General features: G+C 41.8%; 21 protein-coding genes and 1 pseudogene. 15 read left to right on the top strand and 7 right to left on the bottom strand.

Annotated features, from left to right (window positions below; all coding sequences use genetic code 11):
- From PE36_RS19625 to PE36_RS19570, 12 genes are all read left to right on the top strand, one after another.
- Positions 1–635, top strand: a 635-nt coding sequence (locus PE36_RS19625) for an aldehyde dehydrogenase family protein (RefSeq protein WP_006033826.1), incomplete at its 5' end; no start/stop codon positions are given.
- Between the two features lie 554 nt (positions 636–1,189).
- Positions 1,190–1,699, top strand: coding sequence for a hypothetical protein (locus tag PE36_RS19620; RefSeq protein WP_006033825.1), 510 nt, complete (start codon positions 1,190–1,192; stop codon positions 1,697–1,699).
- 112 nt (positions 1,700–1,811) lie between these two features.
- Positions 1,812–2,480 (top strand): hypothetical protein, encoded by a 669-nt coding sequence (locus PE36_RS19615; protein ID WP_043994881.1) that lies wholly within the window; start codon positions 1,812–1,814, stop codon positions 2,478–2,480.
- A 146-nt stretch (positions 2,481–2,626) separates the two neighbouring features.
- Positions 2,627–2,998, top strand: coding sequence for a hypothetical protein (locus PE36_RS19610; protein WP_006033823.1), 372 nt, complete (start codon positions 2,627–2,629; stop codon positions 2,996–2,998).
- Positions 2,999–3,296: 298 nt separating this feature from the next.
- Complete coding sequence (locus tag PE36_RS23845; RefSeq protein ID WP_006033822.1) at positions 3,297–3,965, top strand: hypothetical protein; 669 nt, start codon at positions 3,297–3,299, stop codon at positions 3,963–3,965.
- A gap of 353 nt (positions 3,966–4,318) precedes the next feature.
- Positions 4,319–5,023, top strand: coding sequence for a histidine utilization repressor (hutC, locus tag PE36_RS19600; protein WP_006033821.1), 705 nt, complete (start codon positions 4,319–4,321; stop codon positions 5,021–5,023).
- Positions 5,024–5,227: 204 nt separating this feature from the next.
- On the top strand, positions 5,228–6,439 hold the full coding sequence (hutI, locus tag PE36_RS19595) for an imidazolonepropionase (protein ID WP_006033820.1): 1,212 nt from the start codon (positions 5,228–5,230) through the stop codon (positions 6,437–6,439).
- A complete protein-coding gene (gene hutG / locus PE36_RS19590; RefSeq protein ID WP_006033819.1) occupies positions 6,432–7,496 on the top strand; it encodes a formimidoylglutamase in 1,065 nt (354 codons plus the stop codon). The genes hutI and hutG overlap by 8 nt, the downstream gene beginning before the upstream one ends.
- A 54-nt stretch (positions 7,497–7,550) precedes the next feature.
- Positions 7,551–9,236, top strand: a complete 1,686-nt coding sequence (gene hutU / locus PE36_RS19585; RefSeq protein ID WP_043994880.1) for a urocanate hydratase — start codon at positions 7,551–7,553, stop codon at positions 9,234–9,236.
- An 18-nt stretch (positions 9,237–9,254) separates the two neighbouring features.
- Positions 9,255–10,787 carry a histidine ammonia-lyase gene (gene hutH / locus PE36_RS19580; protein WP_006033817.1) on the top strand — a complete coding sequence of 511 codons (1,533 nt, stop codon included), beginning with the start codon at positions 9,255–9,257 and terminating at the stop codon, positions 10,785–10,787.
- A 40-nt stretch (positions 10,788–10,827) separates the two neighbouring features.
- Positions 10,828–11,091, top strand: a complete 264-nt coding sequence (locus PE36_RS19575; RefSeq protein ID WP_366816029.1) for a helix-turn-helix domain-containing protein — start codon at positions 10,828–10,830, stop codon at positions 11,089–11,091.
- 352 nt (positions 11,092–11,443) lie between these two features.
- Complete coding sequence (locus PE36_RS19570) at positions 11,444–13,036, top strand: BCCT family transporter (protein ID WP_006033815.1); 1,593 nt, start codon at positions 11,444–11,446, stop codon at positions 13,034–13,036.
- Between the two features lie 124 nt (positions 13,037–13,160).
- Here PE36_RS19570 and PE36_RS19565 read toward each other — a convergent pair whose 3' ends face one another.
- The 4 genes from PE36_RS19565 to PE36_RS19550 all read right to left on the bottom strand — a co-directional run bounded on the left by PE36_RS19565 (position 13,161) and on the right by PE36_RS19550 (position 16,439).
- The gene (locus tag PE36_RS19565; RefSeq protein WP_006033814.1) at positions 13,161–13,796 is read right to left on the bottom strand and encodes a DsbA family protein; all 636 of its coding nucleotides are present in this window, start codon (positions 13,794–13,796) and stop codon (positions 13,161–13,163) included.
- A 12-nt stretch (positions 13,797–13,808) separates the two neighbouring features.
- Entirely contained in the window at positions 13,809–14,147 is a 339-nt protein-coding gene (locus tag PE36_RS19560; protein ID WP_006033813.1) for a DUF1971 domain-containing protein, read from the bottom strand.
- Positions 14,148–14,241: 94 nt separating this feature from the next.
- Positions 14,242–15,633 carry a glycoside hydrolase family 1 protein gene (locus tag PE36_RS19555; protein ID WP_006033812.1) on the bottom strand — a complete coding sequence of 464 codons (1,392 nt, stop codon included), beginning with the start codon at positions 15,631–15,633 and terminating at the stop codon, positions 14,242–14,244.
- Positions 15,634–15,908: 275 nt separating this feature from the next.
- Complete coding sequence (locus PE36_RS19550; protein WP_157517827.1) at positions 15,909–16,439, bottom strand: hypothetical protein; 531 nt, start codon at positions 16,437–16,439, stop codon at positions 15,909–15,911.
- Positions 16,440–16,698: 259 nt separating this feature from the next.
- Between PE36_RS19550 and PE36_RS19545 the strand changes: the two genes are divergently transcribed.
- Together PE36_RS19545 and PE36_RS19540 are read left to right on the top strand one after the other, a co-directional pair.
- Positions 16,699–17,505: a RecX family transcriptional regulator gene (locus PE36_RS19545; protein ID WP_006033810.1), complete on the top strand. Its 807-nt coding sequence runs from the start codon at positions 16,699–16,701 to the stop codon at positions 17,503–17,505.
- Between the two features lie 650 nt (positions 17,506–18,155).
- Positions 18,156–18,914 (top strand): cysteine hydrolase, encoded by a 759-nt coding sequence (locus PE36_RS19540; protein WP_006033809.1) that lies wholly within the window; start codon positions 18,156–18,158, stop codon positions 18,912–18,914.
- Positions 18,915–18,996: 82 nt separating this feature from the next.
- Here the strand turns inward: PE36_RS19540 and PE36_RS25050 are convergent.
- Positions 18,997–19,366, bottom strand: a pseudogene (locus PE36_RS25050) (family 1 glycosylhydrolase); the annotation flags it as partial.
- A gap of 198 nt (positions 19,367–19,564) precedes the next feature.
- Between PE36_RS25050 and PE36_RS19535 the strand changes: the two are divergent.
- Positions 19,565–19,729 (top strand): SEC-C metal-binding domain-containing protein, encoded by a 165-nt coding sequence (locus PE36_RS19535; protein WP_006033807.1) that lies wholly within the window; start codon positions 19,565–19,567, stop codon positions 19,727–19,729.
- 182 nt (positions 19,730–19,911) lie between these two features.
- On the opposite strand, the gene PE36_RS19530 is transcribed toward PE36_RS19535, so the two are convergent.
- The gene (locus PE36_RS19530; RefSeq protein WP_043994879.1) at positions 19,912–20,844 is read right to left on the bottom strand and encodes an exopolyphosphatase; all 933 of its coding nucleotides are present in this window, start codon (positions 20,842–20,844) and stop codon (positions 19,912–19,914) included.
- Positions 20,845–21,047: 203 nt separating this feature from the next.
- The gene (locus tag PE36_RS19525; RefSeq protein WP_006033805.1) at positions 21,048–21,374 is read right to left on the bottom strand and encodes a hypothetical protein; all 327 of its coding nucleotides are present in this window, start codon (positions 21,372–21,374) and stop codon (positions 21,048–21,050) included.
- Positions 21,375–21,554 lie beyond the last annotated feature (180 nt).

The following is a 21,554-nucleotide window of genomic DNA, read 5'->3' as shown; positions in this document are numbered from 1 at the left end:
ATCAAGGTGAAGTTTGTACATGCCCATCACGCTTATTAGTGCATGAAGATATCTATGATCAATTTATGACTAAGATCATCGAGCGCACCAAGATGATTAAACGTGGTAATCCATTAGACACCGAAACCATGGTTGGTGCACAAGCGTCGAAAGAGCAATTTGATAAGATCTTAAAATACATTGAAATCGGTAAAGCAGAAGGCGCAGAGTTACTCATTGGTGGCAATATTGAAGAAGTTCACACTGATTATGAAAACGGTTTTTATATCCAACCGACGCTGCTGAAAGGCACCAATAAAATGCGCATCTTCCAAGAAGAGATCTTTGGCCCTGTGATCGCAGTAACCACGTTCAAGACTGAAGCAGAAGCCCTAGAGCTCGCCAACGATTCTGAATTTGGCTTAGGCGCGGGTGTTTGGAGTCGCGACATGAACGTAGCTTACCGTATGGGACGTAAGATCCAAGCTGGCCGCGTATGGACCAACTGTTACCACATTTACCCTGCCCACGCTGCATTTGGCGGTTATAAGAAGTCAGGTGTCGGTCGCGAAACGCATAAAGTGGCGCTAGAGCATTATCAACAGACTAAAAACTTACTGGTCAGTTATGACGTTAACCCGCTTGGTTTCTTCTAATTAACCTTCGATTCTGATTATTCAACTAGCAGCTTAACGGTTATCTCATTATCGTTAAGCTGCTGAATTAGAGCTCTGACTCTTTCGTTTGTATTTAAAAAATAGGCAAACCTACCTTTGTTTATTTTTGTAACTCATTTATGCCCCTAAGTGTGTTAGAGCTTTAACTCACTCACAATATGTACATATCAATTTACCATACATTTTATCATGCAAAATTTACCAACTAAGTTAATCCTATTTATGTGTAATGAAAAAGACTAAGTAGGCTGATTTTATACAGTGTTATTGATATTTCGGTGAACGCAGTCTCAATTTGTCAAAAAGCAGTCAGGTTTATCTTGTAGCCTAAAATTAATGTCAATATACTCAATTAGATAGCTAGCCTTGTATATAACTTATAAGACTAAATAAATAATTTACAGGAAGGCTCGTTTTCCCATAAACATGTAATTAATAAATTTGAAGTATAATCTTATTTTTCAATTGATTAATCTACTTTTATTGAGGTGAGTGAATTTGGGAAATCGAGAGTCCGGTTATACAAATGTTAAATGTCACAAGCGTTGCCCTATATGAAATTGATAAAGCACGATTCGATTAGAAAGCATAAAGCTTTAAATAAACAATATGAATATATTCTTCATGAATACGAATTCAAACGCCATTTTGTAAGTGTTTTTGACGGTTGGCTTTGCAGGGAAGATTATTACAAGTTATTAGTGAGCGTTGGTAAAGAAGAGCAACAAAATAGAAATACAGTGATGCATGCATTTAGCATGTCATTAGCAAATGAGTATGAGCTTTTGAACTTTAACTGTGATTATTCTAACAATGAGCTGTTCTTTAAGCGGTTTGAGTCTATTGAAGAAATCAATCAGCATATGAGTATTCAGCCTACATACGGTGAGTTTGAATTTAGTGTTCTTATTCCTGAATTGGATGCTTGGTATGTAGCAGGAGATGAAGATACCCACTCCTTTATTTTGAAAGATCTATCCAAGGTTGAGATACTTTCAAACATAGCTAGAAAATATGGGTTGTTTCTATTCAGTGACACTTAACAAGCGCTTTAAACGGAACAAAAACAGTTGGCTACGTTCCGCTTCGCTCCACAATTATAGCCAACAATCGTTGTCCGCTTAAGTGGGCGTTATGTTTGCGATGGAGTTAATCATGTCTAAATATGATCTTGATAGTATTTTTAAATCCATTGATAGCTTTGGGAAGAAGTTGGAATTACTACCTACTAAATTGAGTGACGTTTGGTCTCAAGCTGTTCAATTAGGCTGGTACCCGACACCGTACATGCCAGGTAAGCTATCGAGTACTTCGTTGTCGTCCCAGCAAACACTCGATTCCAGGATGTTGAAGGCTTTTGAAAAGCGCTATGTTGAAGAAAAGCAGTATGTTCTTGCTCAAGCTGGAAACAGAGAACACATCTTATCGGTTGCACTTCAGTTACATGAGCAGGAAAACTATATTGCAAGCATACCTCTCTTGCTGTCTCAGTCAGACGGGGTTTTTGAGAACTACCTAGGCTTAAGTGCTTTTGCAAGAAGAGAGGATAAATTAAGGAAAATTGAAACTAAATTGAGTGACGTTTTCGACAGCAATTCGATTGCTAAGGCGTACTTTGGACAGTTTTCGTCACCATCTCAATTTTCCGAAAATTCTAACTGCTTCGAACAAATAGATAAAGCTAAAGCTCCAAATAGAAATGGTATTCTTCATGGTGATTCAAAGCACTTGGATTACGGATCCTATATCAATAGCTGTAAGTCTATTTGTTTTCTATCTAGCGTCCTTTGGCTCGCCGAACAATATCGAGAAAAGCAAACATAACAAAAATTTAAAGCGGGACTGCTAACAGTTTGCTCGGTTTCGCTTCGCAACACATTTTAGCAAACAATTATCAGCACCTTAAATGTGCGTTAGGCTTTCATCGCTTTGCATATGTCGTCTTATAATATTATATTTTGGAGTATTTTATGGTAAAGGTTTATACGGAAGAAGAACTTGGTGAGGCTATAAAGAATGAAGAAGATACAATTGAAATTGAAGGTAGCCTAAAAGATAAAACTATTAAAATAAGAGCGACAGGCAATGTTGCATGGGCTATTGCAATTGGTGGGATTGGCATTGCTGTTTATGCTGCTATTGTTGCTATTCCAACTGGAGGCACAAGTGGCGTTGTAGGAATAGTCGCGGCACCTGTTGCTGTTGGTATATTAGGTGGAGCTGTAACTTACACTGCTATAGGTGTTGCTATTGCTGCTGGAGGTGTTGGCGCTCTCACTAAACTTAGAAGTTATAAAGAAGTTTCTAGAGACTCGAATACATTAATTCTAAAACGGAAATAGGATATTTAATGCCAATTAGACCTCCCAATAAATCGAATTTAATTTGCAAAGATTGTAATTATTTATTGTCTTCCGTAGAATTTTTCTATCTCAAAGCCAAAATAAAGTTTTCTTTAGCGGAAACTGTAATTTGTCCAAAATGTAAATCTAAAAATGTTCAATATGTTGTCTTTTGAGATAAAGCCTAACAAGAAAATCAACAAGGACTAAAAACAGTTGGCCATTGCTCGTGCCTCGCTGATTTTGGCCTACAATTTTTAGCCTGTTATTTGGGCGTTAGCCATATAGTCAGGCACCGATGAAAAAAATTATATTAACTATATTAATTGTGATGTTACCAATGGGATTATTTGCCAAGGAAAGTAAAGAGCAGACGTTTTGGAAATGGTTCATTAAAAACGAATCTACTATTTTTGAATTTGAAAAAAATCAGGATAAGGTTTTAGATTCAATTTCTTCGCAGTTATCTGGGTATCACGAAGATGTAGTATTTGAAATATCTCATATAAAGGATGGAAAACGTGAATTTATCATCAGTGCAGATGGTATTTCTGATGTATTTCCTCACGTCGAATCTTTAGTTAAACATGCTCCTGAGTTTAATCAATTTTCAATCATTGCGTTTCGCCCAAGAATAGAAAATTATGCCGATTTCAAGTTAGAGTATGCAGGTAAAGAATTTGATGTTTCTAAGGTTTGGATATATTCCCGAGTAGAAGATGGATACTTTGATCTAATCGTTTATCACCCCGATTTTATTGAACAAGAATCCAATATCTTTATTTCTGGATCATATATATTACTGGACATGGCTATAGGCGAGTATGATGTTGTTAAAAAAATTCGTTATATTGATCATCAGAAGTTACCTGATAATCCTGAAAAAATTGGACTTAAACCTTTTGCAGAATTACAAAAAATATTTGATGAGTATAAAATGGCTAACAAGTCATTAAAGCTGGACTAAAACAGTGGGCTGTTCGCTTTGTTCCATTTTAGCCCGCAATTTTTAGCCTCTTAATGAGGCGTTAATCTCAATTTCACCATACTTTCTGTAATGCGAACTGTACCATTTAAAGTTTCCACTCTAAGCTGTTTCTGTCCAGTTATGGCTTAGAGTAAACAGCTTGTTCTTGTGAACAGCTTGTTCTGAACCGCTTACCCAAATTTAAAATCCCGTTCCCACCCTACCAAATCTCACTAACACATAATAACTTGCATTTTATTGCTAACTAATAGATCATTTGTATAGTCAATTAAGTTTTATTGATTACTCCATTATACTGCTATTAAAGTTAGACATTATTAAGGTTAGACGCTATGAACAGTTCGCCGCGCTATATTCAAATCCAAGACTTCATCCTTGAAAAAATCAATACCCATGTTTGGCTGCCTGGTAATAAGATCCCCACAGAGCTCGAATTAACCAAACAATTTAATGTCAGCCGGATGACGGTGAATAAAGCCATTCGCGATCTCGTCAACCAAGGTCTATTAACAAGAACCCCGCGCTTGGGTACGTTTGTGTGCCAGAAAAAAGTCGAGTCATCACTGAGTGATATTCGTAATATTGCTGATGAGATCCGTCAACGCGGTAAAACCTACAGCAATAAAATACTGCGTCAGGTGACAATACAAGCGGATGATGAAATAGCGATGAGACTAGGCGTAAAACTTGACACTGCCATTTTCTTTAGTGAAATCATACATTACGAGGACGACATTGCATTACAACTGGAACTGCGCTGGGTCAATCCGCAGTTTGCACCGGAGTACATAACACAAGATTTCAGTCTAGCGACACCCAATGAATACCTCACCAAGAATTGTCCATTAAGTTCGATTGAGCATACGGTTGAAGCTGTCATGCCAAGCCTACCTATCCAACAGCACTTAAGCCTAACAGCGCTACAACCTTGTTTATTACTCAATCGCCGTACCTGGAGCAAACAGTCTTTGATTAGTGTTGCCTTGCTTTATCATCCAGCAGATAAATACAAACTCAGCCTTAAAACTGAAATATAGCACTGCTTATTACCCGCTAATTCAAATTATTACGCCAAACTATTATGCTAAACACTGTGTCGGTTAATATCGACATACATCATAAAAATCGCCTCAAAAAATTAACAAAACCACAACTAGATCACAACAAGCCGATTTAAAACTTGCTCTTCCTGCTTAAATTGTCTATTTAATTGTATATACATTTAAAAGCGTGAGAGCCTGATGAGTTTATTGCTAACCAATACAACAATTGTATCGATGGATCAAAGTGATTCAGATTACCAAACACAACCTAATTGCTACATTGCAATTGAGCACGCTAAGATAGTTAAAATTGGTCCTATGCAGCAGTGCCCGACAGCAGACTACTCACAAATTATAGATTGCCAAGATCGCCTTATTACACCGGGTCTTATCGACTGTCACACCCATCTGGTTTTTGCTGGTAACCGTGCTAAAGAATTTGAACAGCGCTTAACGGGCGTGCCATATGAAACAATCGCTAAACAAGGTGGCGGTATCCTTTCGACTGTTAACGCCACTCGCGCAGCAAGCGAAAGCCAACTTGTTGAACTCGCCCTACAACGCCTCTCAGCACTGACCGCAGACGGTGTAACAACGATTGAAATCAAATCAGGTTACGGCTTAACACTTGAAGATGAATTGAAAATGCTACGTGCCGCTAAGCAATTACAACAGCATGCCAATATCAAGGTATCAACCACGCTACTAGCGGCACATGCCGTACCGCCTGAATATAAAGGCAATGCCGATAGCTACATCCGTTATGTGTGTGACGAAATCATTCCAGCCGCCGTTGCAGCTAAGCTAGTGGACTATGTTGATGTATTCTGCGAAGGCATTGGCTTTAACTTAGCGCAAACCAAAGCCGTATTCGAAGCTGCTTTATCTCACGGCTTAGGCATTAAAGGTCACACGGAACAATTAAGTAACCTCGGCGGCAGTGAACTGGCCGCCAAAATGGGCGCCACCTCGGTTGATCATATCGAATTCCTTGACGAACAAGGCGTGAAAGCACTTGCTGAACATGGCACTGTCGCCACCCTGCTGCCTGGCGCATTCTACTTTTTAAGAGAAACCCAATTACCGCCCATTGCATTACTGCGTCAACATAACGTGCCAATGGCATTAGCAACCGATTTTAATCCAGGTACCTCTCCTATCGCATCCTTAACTATGATGATGAATATGGGCTGTACTTTATTTAGATTAACACCTGAAGAAGCATTACGTGGCGTAACATGCCATGCAGCACGGGCATTAGGGCTACAAGATTCACGCGGTCAAATACGTGTTGGCTATGATGCTGATCTCGCAATTTGGAATATCGACCATCCAGCCCAACTCGCTTATGAAGTCGGCACACCAAGACTGCACTCTCGCATCGTTAACGGAGAGCTTTGTCATGACTAAAATAACTTATCCCGCAGCAAGTAATTACGCTGCTACCGATGCCGATATTTGGCAGGGTCGTATTGACGCCGAAGACGGTGAAGCAGGCATGCGTTTTCATCAAAAAGTCACTTTGATCGGTGATGACGAGCAACTAACAAACCAAGCGGGTGTTGTCCTACTCGGCTTCGCTTGTGACGAAGGCGTGAAACGTAATAAAGGCCGTGTTGGCGCAGTACAAGCACCGGATATTATCCGCAAAGCGCTGGCTAATACCGCATGGCATCATGACAACGCCACAAAAACATCGACTTTCGTTGATGCAGGGAATATCTATTGCAGTGATACTGATTTAGCCGCCAGCCAAAAAGAACTGGCTAACCATGTCGAGACAGCCCTCAACAAACAAAACAAAGTAATGGTATTAGGCGGTGGACACGAAATCGCTTGGGGAACATTCCAAGGATTAGCGCAACATTTTCAGAATTCAGGCATAAGCACTGACGTTAACAAACCAAAGATCGGCATTATCAACTTTGATGCCCATTTTGATTTACGTACCTATTCGACAGATGGTCACGCATTCCCGACTAGCTCAGGCACGCCATTCAATCAAATAGCCAAACACTGCCAACAATTAGGCTGGGCGTTTAATTATGCGTGTCTTGGTGTCAGTCGCGCCAGTAATACTCAAGCGTTATTCACCCTTGCCGATCAACTCGGGGTGCATTATCGCGAAGACCACCAGCTGGCTTCTTATCACCTTGCCGAGCGTATCGAAGAATTAATCGCATTTATTGATAACGTGGATCACCTCTATCTAACCATAGATATCGATGTGTTCTCTGCGTCCACAGCGCCCGGTGTTAGCGCACCAGCAGCGCGTGGGGTGAATTATGAAAGTGTCGAAGCCTTACTCCAACCGATCTTTAACGCTAAAAATAGCGCAGGCCAAGCAAAACTAATCATTGCTGACCTAGCCGAATACAATCCAAATTTTGATATAGACAATCAAACTGCACGACTTGCAGCACGATTAACGTGGGATATCACCCGCGCTATGTTCAAGTCGAAATAAAAGCCGAATTAGAATTTAATCAAAATAAATATGCAAAGTGAAAAGGAAATCCTAATGACTGATAAACGTTTAGATACGTCTCGTACTATCATTGCCCCTCACGGCACAAAGCTCAACGCTAAATCATGGCAAACCGAAGCGCCATTAAGAATGTTGATGAACAACCTACACCCAGACGTTGCAGAACATCCGCATGCATTGGTTGTTTATGGGGGCATTGGCCGCGCGGCGCGTGATTGGGAATGTTACGACAAAATAGTCGAAGTGCTAAAACGTTTAGAAGATGACGAAACACTCCTTGTACAGTCAGGTAAACCGGTTGGTGTATTCAAAACCCACACCAATGCACCGCGTGTACTGATTGCCAACTCAAACCTAGTACCACATTGGGCAAACTGGGAACACTTCAACAAGCTAGATAAAGCAGGCTTGATGATGTACGGACAAATGACCGCGGGCTCTTGGATCTACATTGGCTCACAAGGCATTGTGCAAGGTACTTACGAAACATTCGTGGCCATGGCGAAACAACATTTTGACGGCCAAGCACAAGGTCGTTGGGTGCTTACTGGTGGTTTAGGTGGTATGGGTGGCGCGCAACCGCTTGCTGCAACAATGGCCGGATTCTCGATGATAGCCGTTGAATGTGATGAATCACGTATCGATTACCGCTTACGTACCGGTTATATCGATAAGAAAGCCACAACCCTTGATGAAGCATTAGCGCTACTTGATGAAGCAATCAAAAATAAGCAACCAATCTCGATTGGCCTACTTGGTAATGCCGCCGATATTTTCCCTGAATTAGTCAAACGTGGTGTCGTTCCAGATTGTACTACCGACCAAACATCGGCGCATGATCCGCTTAACGGCTATTTACCACAAGGCTGGACCATGGCACACGCCGCAGCAATGCGTAAAGAAGATGAAGCCGCGGTTGTTAAAGCCGCTAAGCAGTCAATGGCAATTCAGGTACAGGCCATGTTAGATCTGCAAAAAGCAGGTTCTGCAACGGTTGATTATGGTAATAACATCCGTCAAATGGCACTGGAAGAAGGCGTTGAAAACGCGTTTGATTTCCCCGGTTTTGTACCCGCTTATATCCGTCCACTGTTCTGTGAAGGCATAGGTCCATTCCGTTGGGTGGCATTGTCTGGCGACCCAGAAGATATCTACAAAACCGATCAAAAAGTAAAAGAGCTGATCCCAGATAATCCACAGCTACACCATTGGTTAGACATGGCGCGCGAGCGTATTCAGTTCCAAGGTCTGCCTGCACGTATTTGTTGGGTGGGCTTAAAAGACCGTCAACGTCTTGGTTTAGCTTTTAACGAAATGGTTAAAAATGGCGAGCTTAAAGCGCCGATTGTGATTGGTCGTGATCACCTTGATTCCGGTTCAGTTGCCAGCCCTAACCGTGAAACCGAAGGCATGATGGATGGTTCTGATGCCGTATCAGATTGGCCACTATTAAACGCCCTGCTCAATACAGCGAGTGGCGCGACTTGGGTATCACTGCACCATGGCGGCGGCGTTGGCATGGGCTTCTCTCAACATTCAGGCATGGTGGTACTTTGTGATGGCACCGATGATGCCCATGAACGTGTTAGCCGTGTATTACGCAACGATCCAGCCACAGGCGTGATGCGTCATGCTGATGCAGGTTATGATATTGCTAAAACCTGCGCGAAAGAACAAAACTTAGACCTACCGATGCTTAATACAGCCAATAATAAATAGATAATCTTGGAGAACAACATGTACAAACTTACAATTAAACCAGGGTTATTAACACTGGCACAACTTCGTCAAATCAGTCGTGCTCCAGTACAGGTGTCACTCGACCCTAGCTGCTTTGATGACATTCATGCCAGCACAGAAGTGGTAAATAATGTGATAGCAGAAGGCCGTACTGCTTACGGTATTAATACCGGTTTTGGCCTGCTTGCTAATACCCGTATCGCGCCTGAAGATCTCGAAACGCTGCAACGCAGTATCGTGTTATCCCATGCGGCAGGTATCGGCGAGTTAATGAACGATGAAACCGTGCGGTTGATGATGGTGCTTAAAATTAACAGCCTAGCGCGTGGTTTTTCAGGTATTCGTTTATCGGTTATTGAAGCCTTGATGCAATTGGTGAATGCCGAAGTTTACCCCTGCGTACCAAAAAAAGGCTCAGTGGGTGCATCAGGTGATCTCGCCCCACTAGCTCACATGAGCACAGTTTTACTGGGCGAAGGTGAAGCGCGTTATCAAGGTAAAATGATTACTGGTGAAGAAGCATTAACGATTGCAGGCATGCAGAAGATCACGTTAGCACCAAAAGAAGGACTCGCCTTGTTAAACGGCACGCAAGCATCGACTGCGTTTGGCCTTGAAGGCTTGTTTGCTGCCGAAGATCTGTTTGCTTCAGCAACCTTATGTGGCGCAATGACAGTGGAAGCCGCGCTTGGTAGCCGTCGTCCGTTTGATCCACGCGTCCACCGTGTGCGTGGTCATCGCTCACAAATGGATTCTGCGACTATGTATCGTCACATACTTGAATTTAGCAGTGAAGTTGGTGATTCTCACACTGAATGTGAAAAAGTCCAAGACCCTTATTCACTGCGTTGTCAGCCACAAGTGATGGGCGCCTGTTTACAACAGATCCGTAATTCAGCTGAGATATATGAAGTCGAAGCCAACTCAGTATCAGATAACCCGTTAGTTTTTGCCGATGATGGCGATATTATCTCAGCGGGTAACTTCCACGCCGAACCGATTGCGATGGCCAGTGATAACCTTGCGCTAGCGATTGCAGAGATAGGCAGTTTATCAGAACGTCGTATGGCACTATTGATTGACAGTAGCTTAAGCAAATTACCACCATTCCTCGTAGATAATGGCGGTGTTAACTCTGGCTTTATGATCGCACAGGTAACCGCAGCTGCGTTAGCCAGTGAGAACAAGTCATTAGCCCATCCAGCATCGGTCGATAGTTTACCAACGTCAGCCAACCAAGAAGACCATGTATCTATGGCGACCTTTGCTGGGCGTCGATTGAAAGACATGGCTGAAAATACCCGTGGTATCTTAGCGGTTGAGCTGTTATCTGCGGCACAAGGGCTTGATTTCAGAGCACCGCTAAAATCATCCCCGTTAATTGAACAGGCGAAAGCAGAATTGCGTGAACGCGTCGATTTCTACGACAAAGACCGTTATTTTGCCCCTGATATTGCTAAAGCCAATCAACTGCTGATAGAAGCGGCCCACAACAAGCTTGTTGCAAGAGACATGCTGCCGAGTTTTTAAGCATCATTGTTCGCAGATTTATTAAGTTTAAAAGTTAAATATTATCTGCGAACTTATAGCGGCACATAAGCCAAGGCTGCAAGGTGAACAACCAAAGATAAATATGTCACAACAACAAATTAGCCGTATTACCGGTATTGCTCGGCAGCGTGTCAATGAGGCGATCAAACAATTAGAAAAAGAGGGTCTTGTGCATTTAGGACGAGGATGCATCTATTTAAATGATATAACAGCCCTTGCGCATAAGCTTGATGATCTCGATTTGAGTATTCGAGACCCAAGAACATTTTTAATTCAAATGTAAAATTAAAGACAAGACTTAAAGCTTAACGATCAATACTGCTTAATTGTTACAATCCAAGTGATAATAACCCCACCTAGAGCTGATTTTTACGTGCCTATCAGCGATCAACCAACACTGGTCAATAATCGTACAGAAATAAAAGATGTCGAGAACATAAGCGTGATTAATATCACATCATTACTTGAGAGGTAATTAGTCATATAACTTACTGATTATGAAGAAAGTTTAAATAGTATTAAAATACAATGATATAACGCAACAAACCTGACTGCCCGTTTAAGCGGGTAGATAAAACTGGAAAATCACGCCAATGTCGGTATTATCTCGCCCCTCACCCCTTAGTGAGAATTTTATGCAAGTAAATGCATGCCAAACTGGCGAAGATGTACCCGTAACAACGACTACCTCAGAGCGTCGCAAAAGCGACCAATTGGTTCCAGCATTAACGATCGGCTTCATTAGCTTGTTCTTATTGGCTGCAATCATTGACCTCCCTCGTTTCACTACTTTAATCCAAGACTTATTTTCAGCCGCTGCTGGACAATTTGGTTACTTTTGGCAATGGCTAATGGTAGCAAACTTTGCAGTTGCATTATGCATCGCAGCAACCCGTTACGGTAAGACTCGTATGGGACTGAAAACCAAACCTGAAATTGGCACCTTCCGCTGGTTAGCAATGATCATGTGTACGCTATTAGCAGGTGGTGGTGTTTTCTGGTCTGCAGCAGAACCGATTTACCATTTCATAACACCATCAGCAAGTTACCCTGATATTACAGGCTCGACTGTTGAAGCTGTTGTGCCAGCGCTAAGCCAAAGCTTCTTGCATTGGGGCTTTCTCGCCTGGTCTGTACTGGGCACACTCGCAACGATTGTGTTGATGTATGCACATCACCATCATGGTATTAAGCTACGTCCACGTGCGTTACTTTTCCCTATCGTTGGTAATCGTTTAGAAAACCATTGGTTTGGTGCTGTGATTGACGCTTGTTCAATCATCGCAGTAGCCGCAGGTACGATTGGTCCAATTGGTTTCTTAGCATCACAAATGGGCTACAGCCTTGAAGTGCTAACGGGCCTTAAAAATGACATGAACTCTCAGTTAATGATATTAGCTGTGGTTGTATTGATTTGTGCGCTATCCGCGGCATCAGGCATGGACAAGGGTTTACAGTGGCTTAGTCGCTTAAACGTCATCGGTGCATTTGCATTGCTGCTTGCCATCCTTATTTTAGGCCCGACGCAATTCATTTTTGAACAGTTTGGTCGTGCATTCGGAACTTACTTGCAAGACATGCCAACCATGAGCGTGACTACCGATAATCCAGGCTGGAATATTTGGTGGACCTGGTTCTTCTGGGGCTGGTTCATTGGTTTTGCACCTATGATGGCTATTTTCATTGCCCGTATTTCTGAAGGTCGTACTATTCGTGAGTTGGTATTAGCGGTTGCCGTTGGCGCACCGATTGCGACAAACTTCTGGTTTGCGGTATTGGGTGGGACAGGCATCTTCTTTGAGCTACAAACGCCTGGTATTATTTCAGGGCCACTAGCTGAAGCGGGCTTACCTGCGGTATTGTTAGCAACATTACAGCAATTACCATTAAGCGAGATCTTGCTACCAGCCTTCTTGATCCTGACAACCACGTTTGTGGTAACGACTGGTGACTCGATGGCTTATTCCATCGCTATGGTGGTATCAGGTGATAATGAACCAGATCGTAAACAACGTTTATTCTGGGCGATTATCATGGGTTGTGTTGCGGCGGCATTATTGCTGGCGGGTGACGGTGGCTTGAATGCATTGCAATCATTCATTGTTATCACCGCAGTGCCGGTATCATTCTTAATAGCAATCACTCTGGTAACAGGGCCGATGGCTGCAATCAAGATGACTCACGCACAAGAAGCTCTTGCTGCAGAAAAAGAACTAGCACAAGCGTAATAGGCGATTAGCTTTACAAAGCTATTAGTCCTACAAAACAGCCTGACTTTATAAGCGATACTTGCTTAATATTGTCAGGCTGAGTTATTTCTAACTATTGAAATAGTGCAAATATTTAAATCGTTCAAATCACACTTCTTATTAATTCTATCGTCAACTCAGCATCTTTGTAATCAATCGGTATTTTTACCTGCTTATCCTTTTTATCCTTCTTCCCCTCGTTAACTATAAACAGAGAAGGAAAACTAGTACCGCCTATAGAACGCGCAAAACCAATTTCGGTTAATAAAGCTTGATGTGTATGATCAGATAAAAACGCAGTTTCAAATTGATTCATGTCTAAACCAATTTGTGTAGCCAGTTTAATCAAGACGGTATCATCACTCGGATTCTGCGCATTAAGGTAATAAGCCTTCTGTATCGCATTGAGCATCTCTAATTCGGCACCTTGCGCTCGCGCGGCAATAATAGCGCGACAAGCAGGATAAGTAGCACGTCGAGGGGTATTCTCAGTCCAAAATTCATAGTTGAATTTGGTGCCGAGGAAGTTCTCAATTTTCTTCCAATAAGAAGCGATTTGCGCCTGCATCATTTCTGGCATTGGCTCGTCTGTATCAGATGCCAAACCGCCCAATACATAAATAATCTCTACATCATCAGCAACAGCTTGTTTAATTTTATCCCACGTTGGTTTATAACCCCAGCACCACGAACACATGGGATCATATACGTGATACAGTTTTGGTTTTGTCGCAGGCATTGGTACTTTCCTTTAATCATTACGTTCAGATCGATTTTCGGCAACGATATCTGAGTCTTTCTGGGCGTAAAAATCGACTCTAAAGCGAGTATCATCAGTCATAAACTCGACTTTATGCCAATATTCAGGCGGGGAAATAGCCGTTTCGTCTTGGCCGATAACTATCTCTTGCTCTATCTCGCCTCGTCGTTCGGTAAAGCCGTAAAATTTTAACGAACCAGCAATAACAATAATTTTGCCGTAAACGCCAGCGCGGGTATTATGCAAATGTAAGAACATTTTAGGAATATTATCAGGCGTAAAAACAGCCGTTGATTTGTAGTTCACAAAATCAGTTGGGATTGTCGGCATAAGCACACTCACTTGCAGGAAACATATGACTAATAACTATAAAATATACGCTCATTATCCATGAGCGCAAGTAAGGTATTCCAACGATTAGATCTTAAACGTGAAGTGAGGCGCCACGTGTTTGGATCACATCGCGATACCAGAAAAAGCTTTCTTTACGGGTACGCGCTAATGTACCAGACCCATCGTCACGACGGTCAACATAAATAAAACCATACCGTTTATCCATTTCTGCAGTCGAGTTCGCCACTAAATCAATCGGCCCCCAACTGGTGAACCCCATCAGTTCAACACCGTCTAAGATAGCCTCTCTAGCCTGTACCAAGTGATCGTTCAAATATTCAATACGATAATCATCAATAATCTCACCGTCTTCATTCACTTCATCACGCGCACCCAAGCCATTCTCAACGATAAACAAAGGCTTTTGGTACCTGTCATACAAGAAATTCAATAATATGCGTAAGCCTTTCGGGTCAATTAACCAGCCCCACTGACTTTTCTCTAAATAAGGGTTCGGCACACTATCAATAATGTTACCAACTTCTTTTTGCTTGGGGTCAGCACTGGCACAGCCACTGGCATAATAGCTAAATGAGATAAAATCGACACTGGCTTGTGCAAGCGTCTCTAAATCATCCTCTTGCATAATAACTTCGATATTATTGTCTCTAAAATAGCGCAACATATAACCCGGATATTTGCCACGAGTTTGCACGTCACCAAAAAATAACCACTTGTTATTCTCATGTACAGCGGCCATGACATCATCAGGATTACAGGTAAAAGGATAATTAAGCGCGCCCAATAGCATATTACCAATTTTAGCATCTGGGATTATTTGTTTACACAGGGTAACGGCTTTGGCACTGGCAAGGAGTTGATGATGAATTGCTTGATAGATAGCTTGTTCATCAGCGGATTCAGGTAAGCCTACACCGGTATACGGTGCATGTAACGACATGTTTATTTCATTAAACGTCAGCCATAATTTGACTTTATGCTGGTAACGTTCAAACACCGTCATTGCATAATGTTCAAAAAAGCCAATCAGTTTTCTATCTGCCCAGCCACCGTAGTTTTCGACTAAACCTACAGGCATTTCATAATGCGACAAGGTGACAAATGGTTGAATGTCATGCTTGGCTAGCTCATCAAAAATACCGTCATAATAAGCCAGCCCTGCTTCATTGGGTTGGCTTTCATCACCATGAGGGAAGATACGCGTCCAAGCAATCGATAATCTTAAACAAGTAAAGTCCATCTCTTTGAAGAGCTGAATATCTTCTGGATAGCGATTGTAAAAGTCGATAGCGAGATCTTTTATACCCGGTGTTTTATCAGTACTTTCTTGATGTTGACTTAAGATACCATGCGGTAATAAGTCAGCGGTAGATAAGCCTTTACCGTCTTGCTGAAATGCACCTTCGGTCTGATTAGCAGCAATAGCGCCACCCCATAAGAAATCCTTTGGAAATAAATTCATCTGTCCCTCGACTAAATATCACTATCCATGCAGTGCACTAGAGTAAACTATCATAAAGAATAACTAATTGAACAAGCTCACATTTTGATAATTGAATTGAGTAGTATCAGTTATAATATAAATAAATACTGACATTATAGACGAAATCATTTCTGAGGAATAATTATCAAATATACTGATTATGATAATTATTTGTAATGACTAAATTGAAGAATACGCAACAACAACAACAACAACAACAACAACAACAACAACTCCGACAGTTTTGCCACTTGTTACGTTTTTATATAAGATCGCAATAACTCTACGACCTCTTTTGCCTCACTTTCTTCTAAAGCAACTCCAAATCGAATTGACTCGTCTGCCGCATCAATTGCAACCACGCCACCTTTCATACCTATCTGTTGAAGGATTGATTGATTATTATGACTGCCAAAATAACCAGCAGCACGTAAATTTACACAACGATCAGTTGCATATACTTTCACTGGGCCAAAGCCAAAAATATTATGTTTTATTTTAAGCTTAATGCTATTCAAAATAATTTGTTCAAATCCGTTGGTTTTCCATACTAACCAAAGACCTACAAACAACCCTCCAAAGGTCCAAAATATTGTCCATACAAGCACGAATAAACTATTAAAGCCAATGGGTTCACCTAACAAACTGCTTACAGCCAATACCCAACCACACGCCCAGGCAACCAACCAAAAACCCATAAAGTAAGTTGGAAACTTTCCTTCATTTTCAGGTTTGATCCTTAGCTCTAGACCTTTACCAGTTTGTTTGTATTCGATTCTACTCAACTTTCCCCCTTAGAAGCGTAACGGTGTATTACACGGAATTCCGTATAAGTAAATTCCGCTATCAATACCCACTCATCAACATGTCTATTTCATCCATATTACAAAAATATAAGTACTAGTTATGGCTTAAATTACCACTGATGTTATCGCTTTAATCAGTGCATTTCACTGCACCCTTAACAATTTTCCACCTTATGCCTTATCAATGTTAAAATCAGCGCCTAACAATCTATAGTTTAATTAAATAGAAGGGCTTTTTATGCTGCAAAAAGAACTCAGACAAGCAAAGTCAATTGACAATGTTTATAACTCGGCATACTGGCATTTAGCCCAACAGGACTACACGATTGCAGAAATACGCACCAAGCTTGAGCGGAAAACAGAAAATCAAGAATGGGTAGAAACGGTGTTAGCCGACCTGATTGGCAAAAACTATATCAAAAGCGATTTTGACTTCGCGGTGCGCTTTGCAGAATCCGCGTTTAGTAATGAACATGGCAAGTCTGCTATCGCGCGTAAATTACGCGCCAGAGGCGTAGCAACAAAAGATGCGGCTGAAGCCATCGAACAGGTCATGTATGATGAAGAAATCGATCAATTCGAACTCGCAGCATCGCGATTAAGCAGTTCATTTCAAACCTTTCACTCAACAACCAAAGAGAAAGTGTATTCGCAATTCACCACCAAAGGGTTTTCACGCGCCGAAATTGATCACGCATTGTCCCTGCACCCCGAAAAAGACACCTTAAGAACTAAACTCGAAGTTAAAGCCGAAAATGCCGACCTAAACCAAGAAATAATGAAGTTGTACCGTAAAGGTAAAGGCAAGCGTTTAATATTAAATGAATTACGCAGCAAACTGATTGATGTGGAAAACTTTGAAAATGAAATTTATCAACTTGAAGAAGCCGGTGATATCGACTTTTATCAAAGCTGCCTAGATGAATTAAATAAGAAACGGTATGACATTAATAACAGAACTGAACAATCGAAAGCTTACGCTTATCTATCCCGCAAAGGATTCGATTCCGATCAGATCAAAGAAGCACTAAACCCTTCTGATTAGAGCCCTCTTCACACTATATACCCAAACTACTTCAAGATGCTATATCAGAGACTAGCAGGGAAAACCGAATGAAGGAACCTTCGGCGTTATGAAGTCTCGATTTAGAATAACTAAATCTTCGACTTCATGCCTTGAATATCCCCTCCTTAATAATTACCTATCGTGTAACTCTCTTCTACGATTAGACTGATTGGACTATTGGCTAGATCACGGATGGAAAATTTTGGTTTAACGTTATAGCACTAAGCCAAAGCTGAACAGAATCGAGTTAGAGTGATCGTAAAGTCAATGGTGTTTGGTGCAGTTTTGATTGATGATGCAGAGGTACTTGAGGGCACAATATACCTTATTTAATTCGACACATATCATTACAATTAGGGCCTTCCCCACCGTCAACACAGGAGGTTCCATTGGCAATACGGCATGGCACCGCGGGAATTAAGCATAGGCAGTTATCGAGATGGGATCTCTAAAATTGGTGATAGTGTTGAACTTTCTGGAAAGTTGATTTTATTGTACCTATAATTTAAAGGGTGTTCGCCGTTCGAATACCCTATTAAGTAAAACCATCAGAGAAACCTGATCATTTTTACATCATTACGTCTTTAATCATGTCGCTACAAACGGCATAGATAAAGGAGGGTATATAGATGAAATTATTAATAAAACCTATCGTCAAACGTGTCCTAGGCATTATGTTGCTACTGGGGGCGACGCCATTCGTGACTGCTGGCTTGCCTGAGACTAGTATGACAATAACACCTGGGAATACCGCGCTGGTAATCACAGATCCGCAGATTGATTTCTTGAGTCCCAAGGGCGTCACGTGGGGCGTGGTCGGCAAGAGCGTCACCGACAACGATACGGTAAAGAACATCGAAAAACTGCTCAAGGCCGCCAAGAAACATGGCATTCCCGTGTTTATATCTCCGCACTACTATTTCCCGACCGACAAGGGGTGGCAGTTCGAAGGTTCACTAGAAAAGCTGATGCACAACATCGGTATGTTCGATCGCAAGGGTCAGTTGGACCTCACCGGGTTCGAAAACTCCGGGGCGGATTTTTTGCCCCTGTACAAGCCCTATATCAATGATGGAAAGACCGTTGTTTCCAGTCCGCATAAGGTCTATGGGCCCGAGAACAATGACCTCTTGCTGCAATTGCGCAAACGCGGCATCGACAAGGTCATCTTGGCGGGTATGTCGGCTAACTTGTGCGTGGAATCTCACATGCGCGAGATGATAGAGCGCGGCTTTGAAGTTGCCGTCGTCAAAGATGCCACTGCGGGCGCCAAAGTGCCTGAAGGCGATGGCTATGCCGCCGCGCTGGTTAACTTCCGCTACATAGCGAACGACGTGATCGACACAGAGGAAGCCGTGAAATCCATGCACCAGAGTGCCAGCAACTAACCTGCATCGGGAGGGCGCCGCCTTCCCCATCTGGCCACGAATGAACACCAGTTAGGGGAGGCGACAAATGTGCGAAGTTAACTCACTTTTGTTTAAGCGAATCACCGTGCGTTTTAATTACGTCGCGATACCAGTAAAAGCTTTTTTTCGAGTACGTGCTAATGTGCCAAAGCCATCATCACGGCGATCGACATAAATAAATCCATAGCGTTTATCCATCTCTGCCGTCGAGTTAGCGACTAAATCAATCGGACCCCAACAAGTAAACCCCATCAGATCTACGCCATCTAAAATCGCCTCTCGCGCCTGAACCAAAGATCATTTAAGTATTTAATACGATAGTCATCGATGATCTTACCGTCTTCTGTCACTTCATCGCGGGCGCCTAAGCCATTCTCGACGATAAACAACGGTTTTTGATATCTGTCATGCAGGACGTTTAATAATATACGCCCGTCACCTCCAATAAAAATGACGAAAAGCAGCCCGTATACGGTAAAAACTCGCTAAAATTTTAAAAAAGTGCTGATTTTTTAGCTAATCAAGTTTGCAGTGTCATTTAGTTGCTATAAATTTAGCCCCAATGCATAAACTTTGTTATACACTTGCGTCACAATTGCAAAGTACAAAATATAATTAAGGAATTAACCATGACAAACCAACATGCACACGGCGATGAAGGTCACGTACACGGTCCAGGCTGTAGTCACCATCAGGCACAAGCTCCTATCGTAAGAGAAAGCGCTAAAATAGGTCGTAACGATCCTTGCACATGTGGCAGTGGTAAGAAATTTAAGAAGTGTTGTGGTAAATAATCACTCGCTTTATTAAATGTGCTTTGGCTAATTTAGTAGACGTACTCAATTAGTTTAAAGTAGTACTGTTAATAGCACGACCATATTAATCGTACTAAAAAGCCTCCATAGCTATGACTAGCTGTGGAGGCTTTTTGCTAACTGTCTGTAATCACTATATGTTTAGCTCATTAATACAAGCTCTAACCGTCAGCAGTGATCTTGGCAATCAGTTCTTGTTGCACAGCGTCTGCTTTATCAATTTCAATTTGACAAGTACCCGCAGCAATATGGCCACCACCACCGTAGCTAAGCATTAGCTCACCGACGTTAGTTGTCGAGTTACGATCGAAAATAGATTTACCGGTCGCAAACACAATATTTTGCTTTTGAAAACCCCACATCTTATGAATAGAGATATTGCACTGCGGAAATAGCGCGTAAATCATGAATCGATTACCGGCGAAAATAGTCTCTTCGTCAGTTAAATCAAGCAACACCAAGTTACCATGCACCGTCGCACAACGCTTAACCTGTTCTTTAAACATAGTCTCGTGTTCACGATACAGATCGATACGCTCTTTCACGTCAGGCAATGCCAAAATGTCTGCAATGGTATGGTCTTTACAGTAATCAATCAGATCCATCATCAAGGCATAGTTAGCGATCCTAAATTCGCGGAAGCGCCCTAACCCAGTTCGTGCATCCATCAGAAAATTCAGCAGGTTCCAGCCTTGAGAGTCTAATACTTCATCGCGATTGAACTGTGCAGAGTCCCCTTTATCCACTGCTGCCATCATTTCAGTCCATTCTGCAGGGAATGTGTCTAGACCACCGTAATAGTCCCACACAACACGTGCAGCAGAAGGCGCATCCGGATCGATGATGTGGTTAGCACGTTCGCCAGTATTACGGATTGTTTCAGAAAGATGATGATCAAAAGTCAGATGGGCACTTTTAACATAAGGTAGATTAGTGACGATATCATTCGGGGTAACATCAATTTTCCCGTCTTGCATATCTTTAGGATGAACAAACTTAATGTCGTCGATTAGATTTTGCTGTTTCAATAGTACTGCACATACCAAACCATCAAAATCACTGCGCGTTACCAATCTATATTTTTGCTCTGACATATACATTCCTTTGTCACATAAGTTTAAACCTAAGATAACTAAAGATAACCGTATAGCAGAGTGAGAATCAAGTGAAGATTGCCCGAGGTAGGTTTTACAGTTGTACAAGCTTGAGCTTGCGCGCAAAAACAAGCTCAAGATGGATAAATAACCATCACACATTATAGCTTAAATGAAGACACCATGGACTCTCAATACCGCGTTCACTTTAACTTAACTACATCACCAGACACTGTGGTCTGATAACCATTAAGCACCCACGCCCAGAACCAGTCTTCTTGTACTTCGACATTAATCATGGCATCACCGCCTCTCGATGCAATTGCGGCATTTTGTGCGCGAACAAAGCGGTCATTTTGCTGTATCGGAATGAAGTTAAATAACATGATCCCCGTGGCAGTTGCGTGTCCAGGACCAATAACCGTATATTCACTCTCGTCGAGGTTTTGCGTTTTCATCGAAACACCAGTACAACCAGCTAGTATCGCAGAAGATAATAAAACAGAACTCAACGCTTTGATCATTTTCATTTAGAAACCCTCAAATAGAAGTTAGAACGTACAAATAATGTCAATAGTACGAAGTCTAGTGATGGCTAAATTTAATGCCCACATGTGGTAGGGAATAACTGCTTAAAATTCTTATGTTTACTAATAACATGTGATTTATTCGTGCTTTTATAAAGTAGAATAACCGCTAGATCACCATTA

Source organism: Moritella sp. PE36 (assembly GCF_000170855.1).
Lineage (GTDB): Bacteria > Pseudomonadota > Gammaproteobacteria > Enterobacterales > Moritellaceae > Moritella.
The sequence above is the reverse complement of the archived record's forward strand: the minus strand, read 5'-3'. Positions and strand labels throughout refer to the sequence as shown.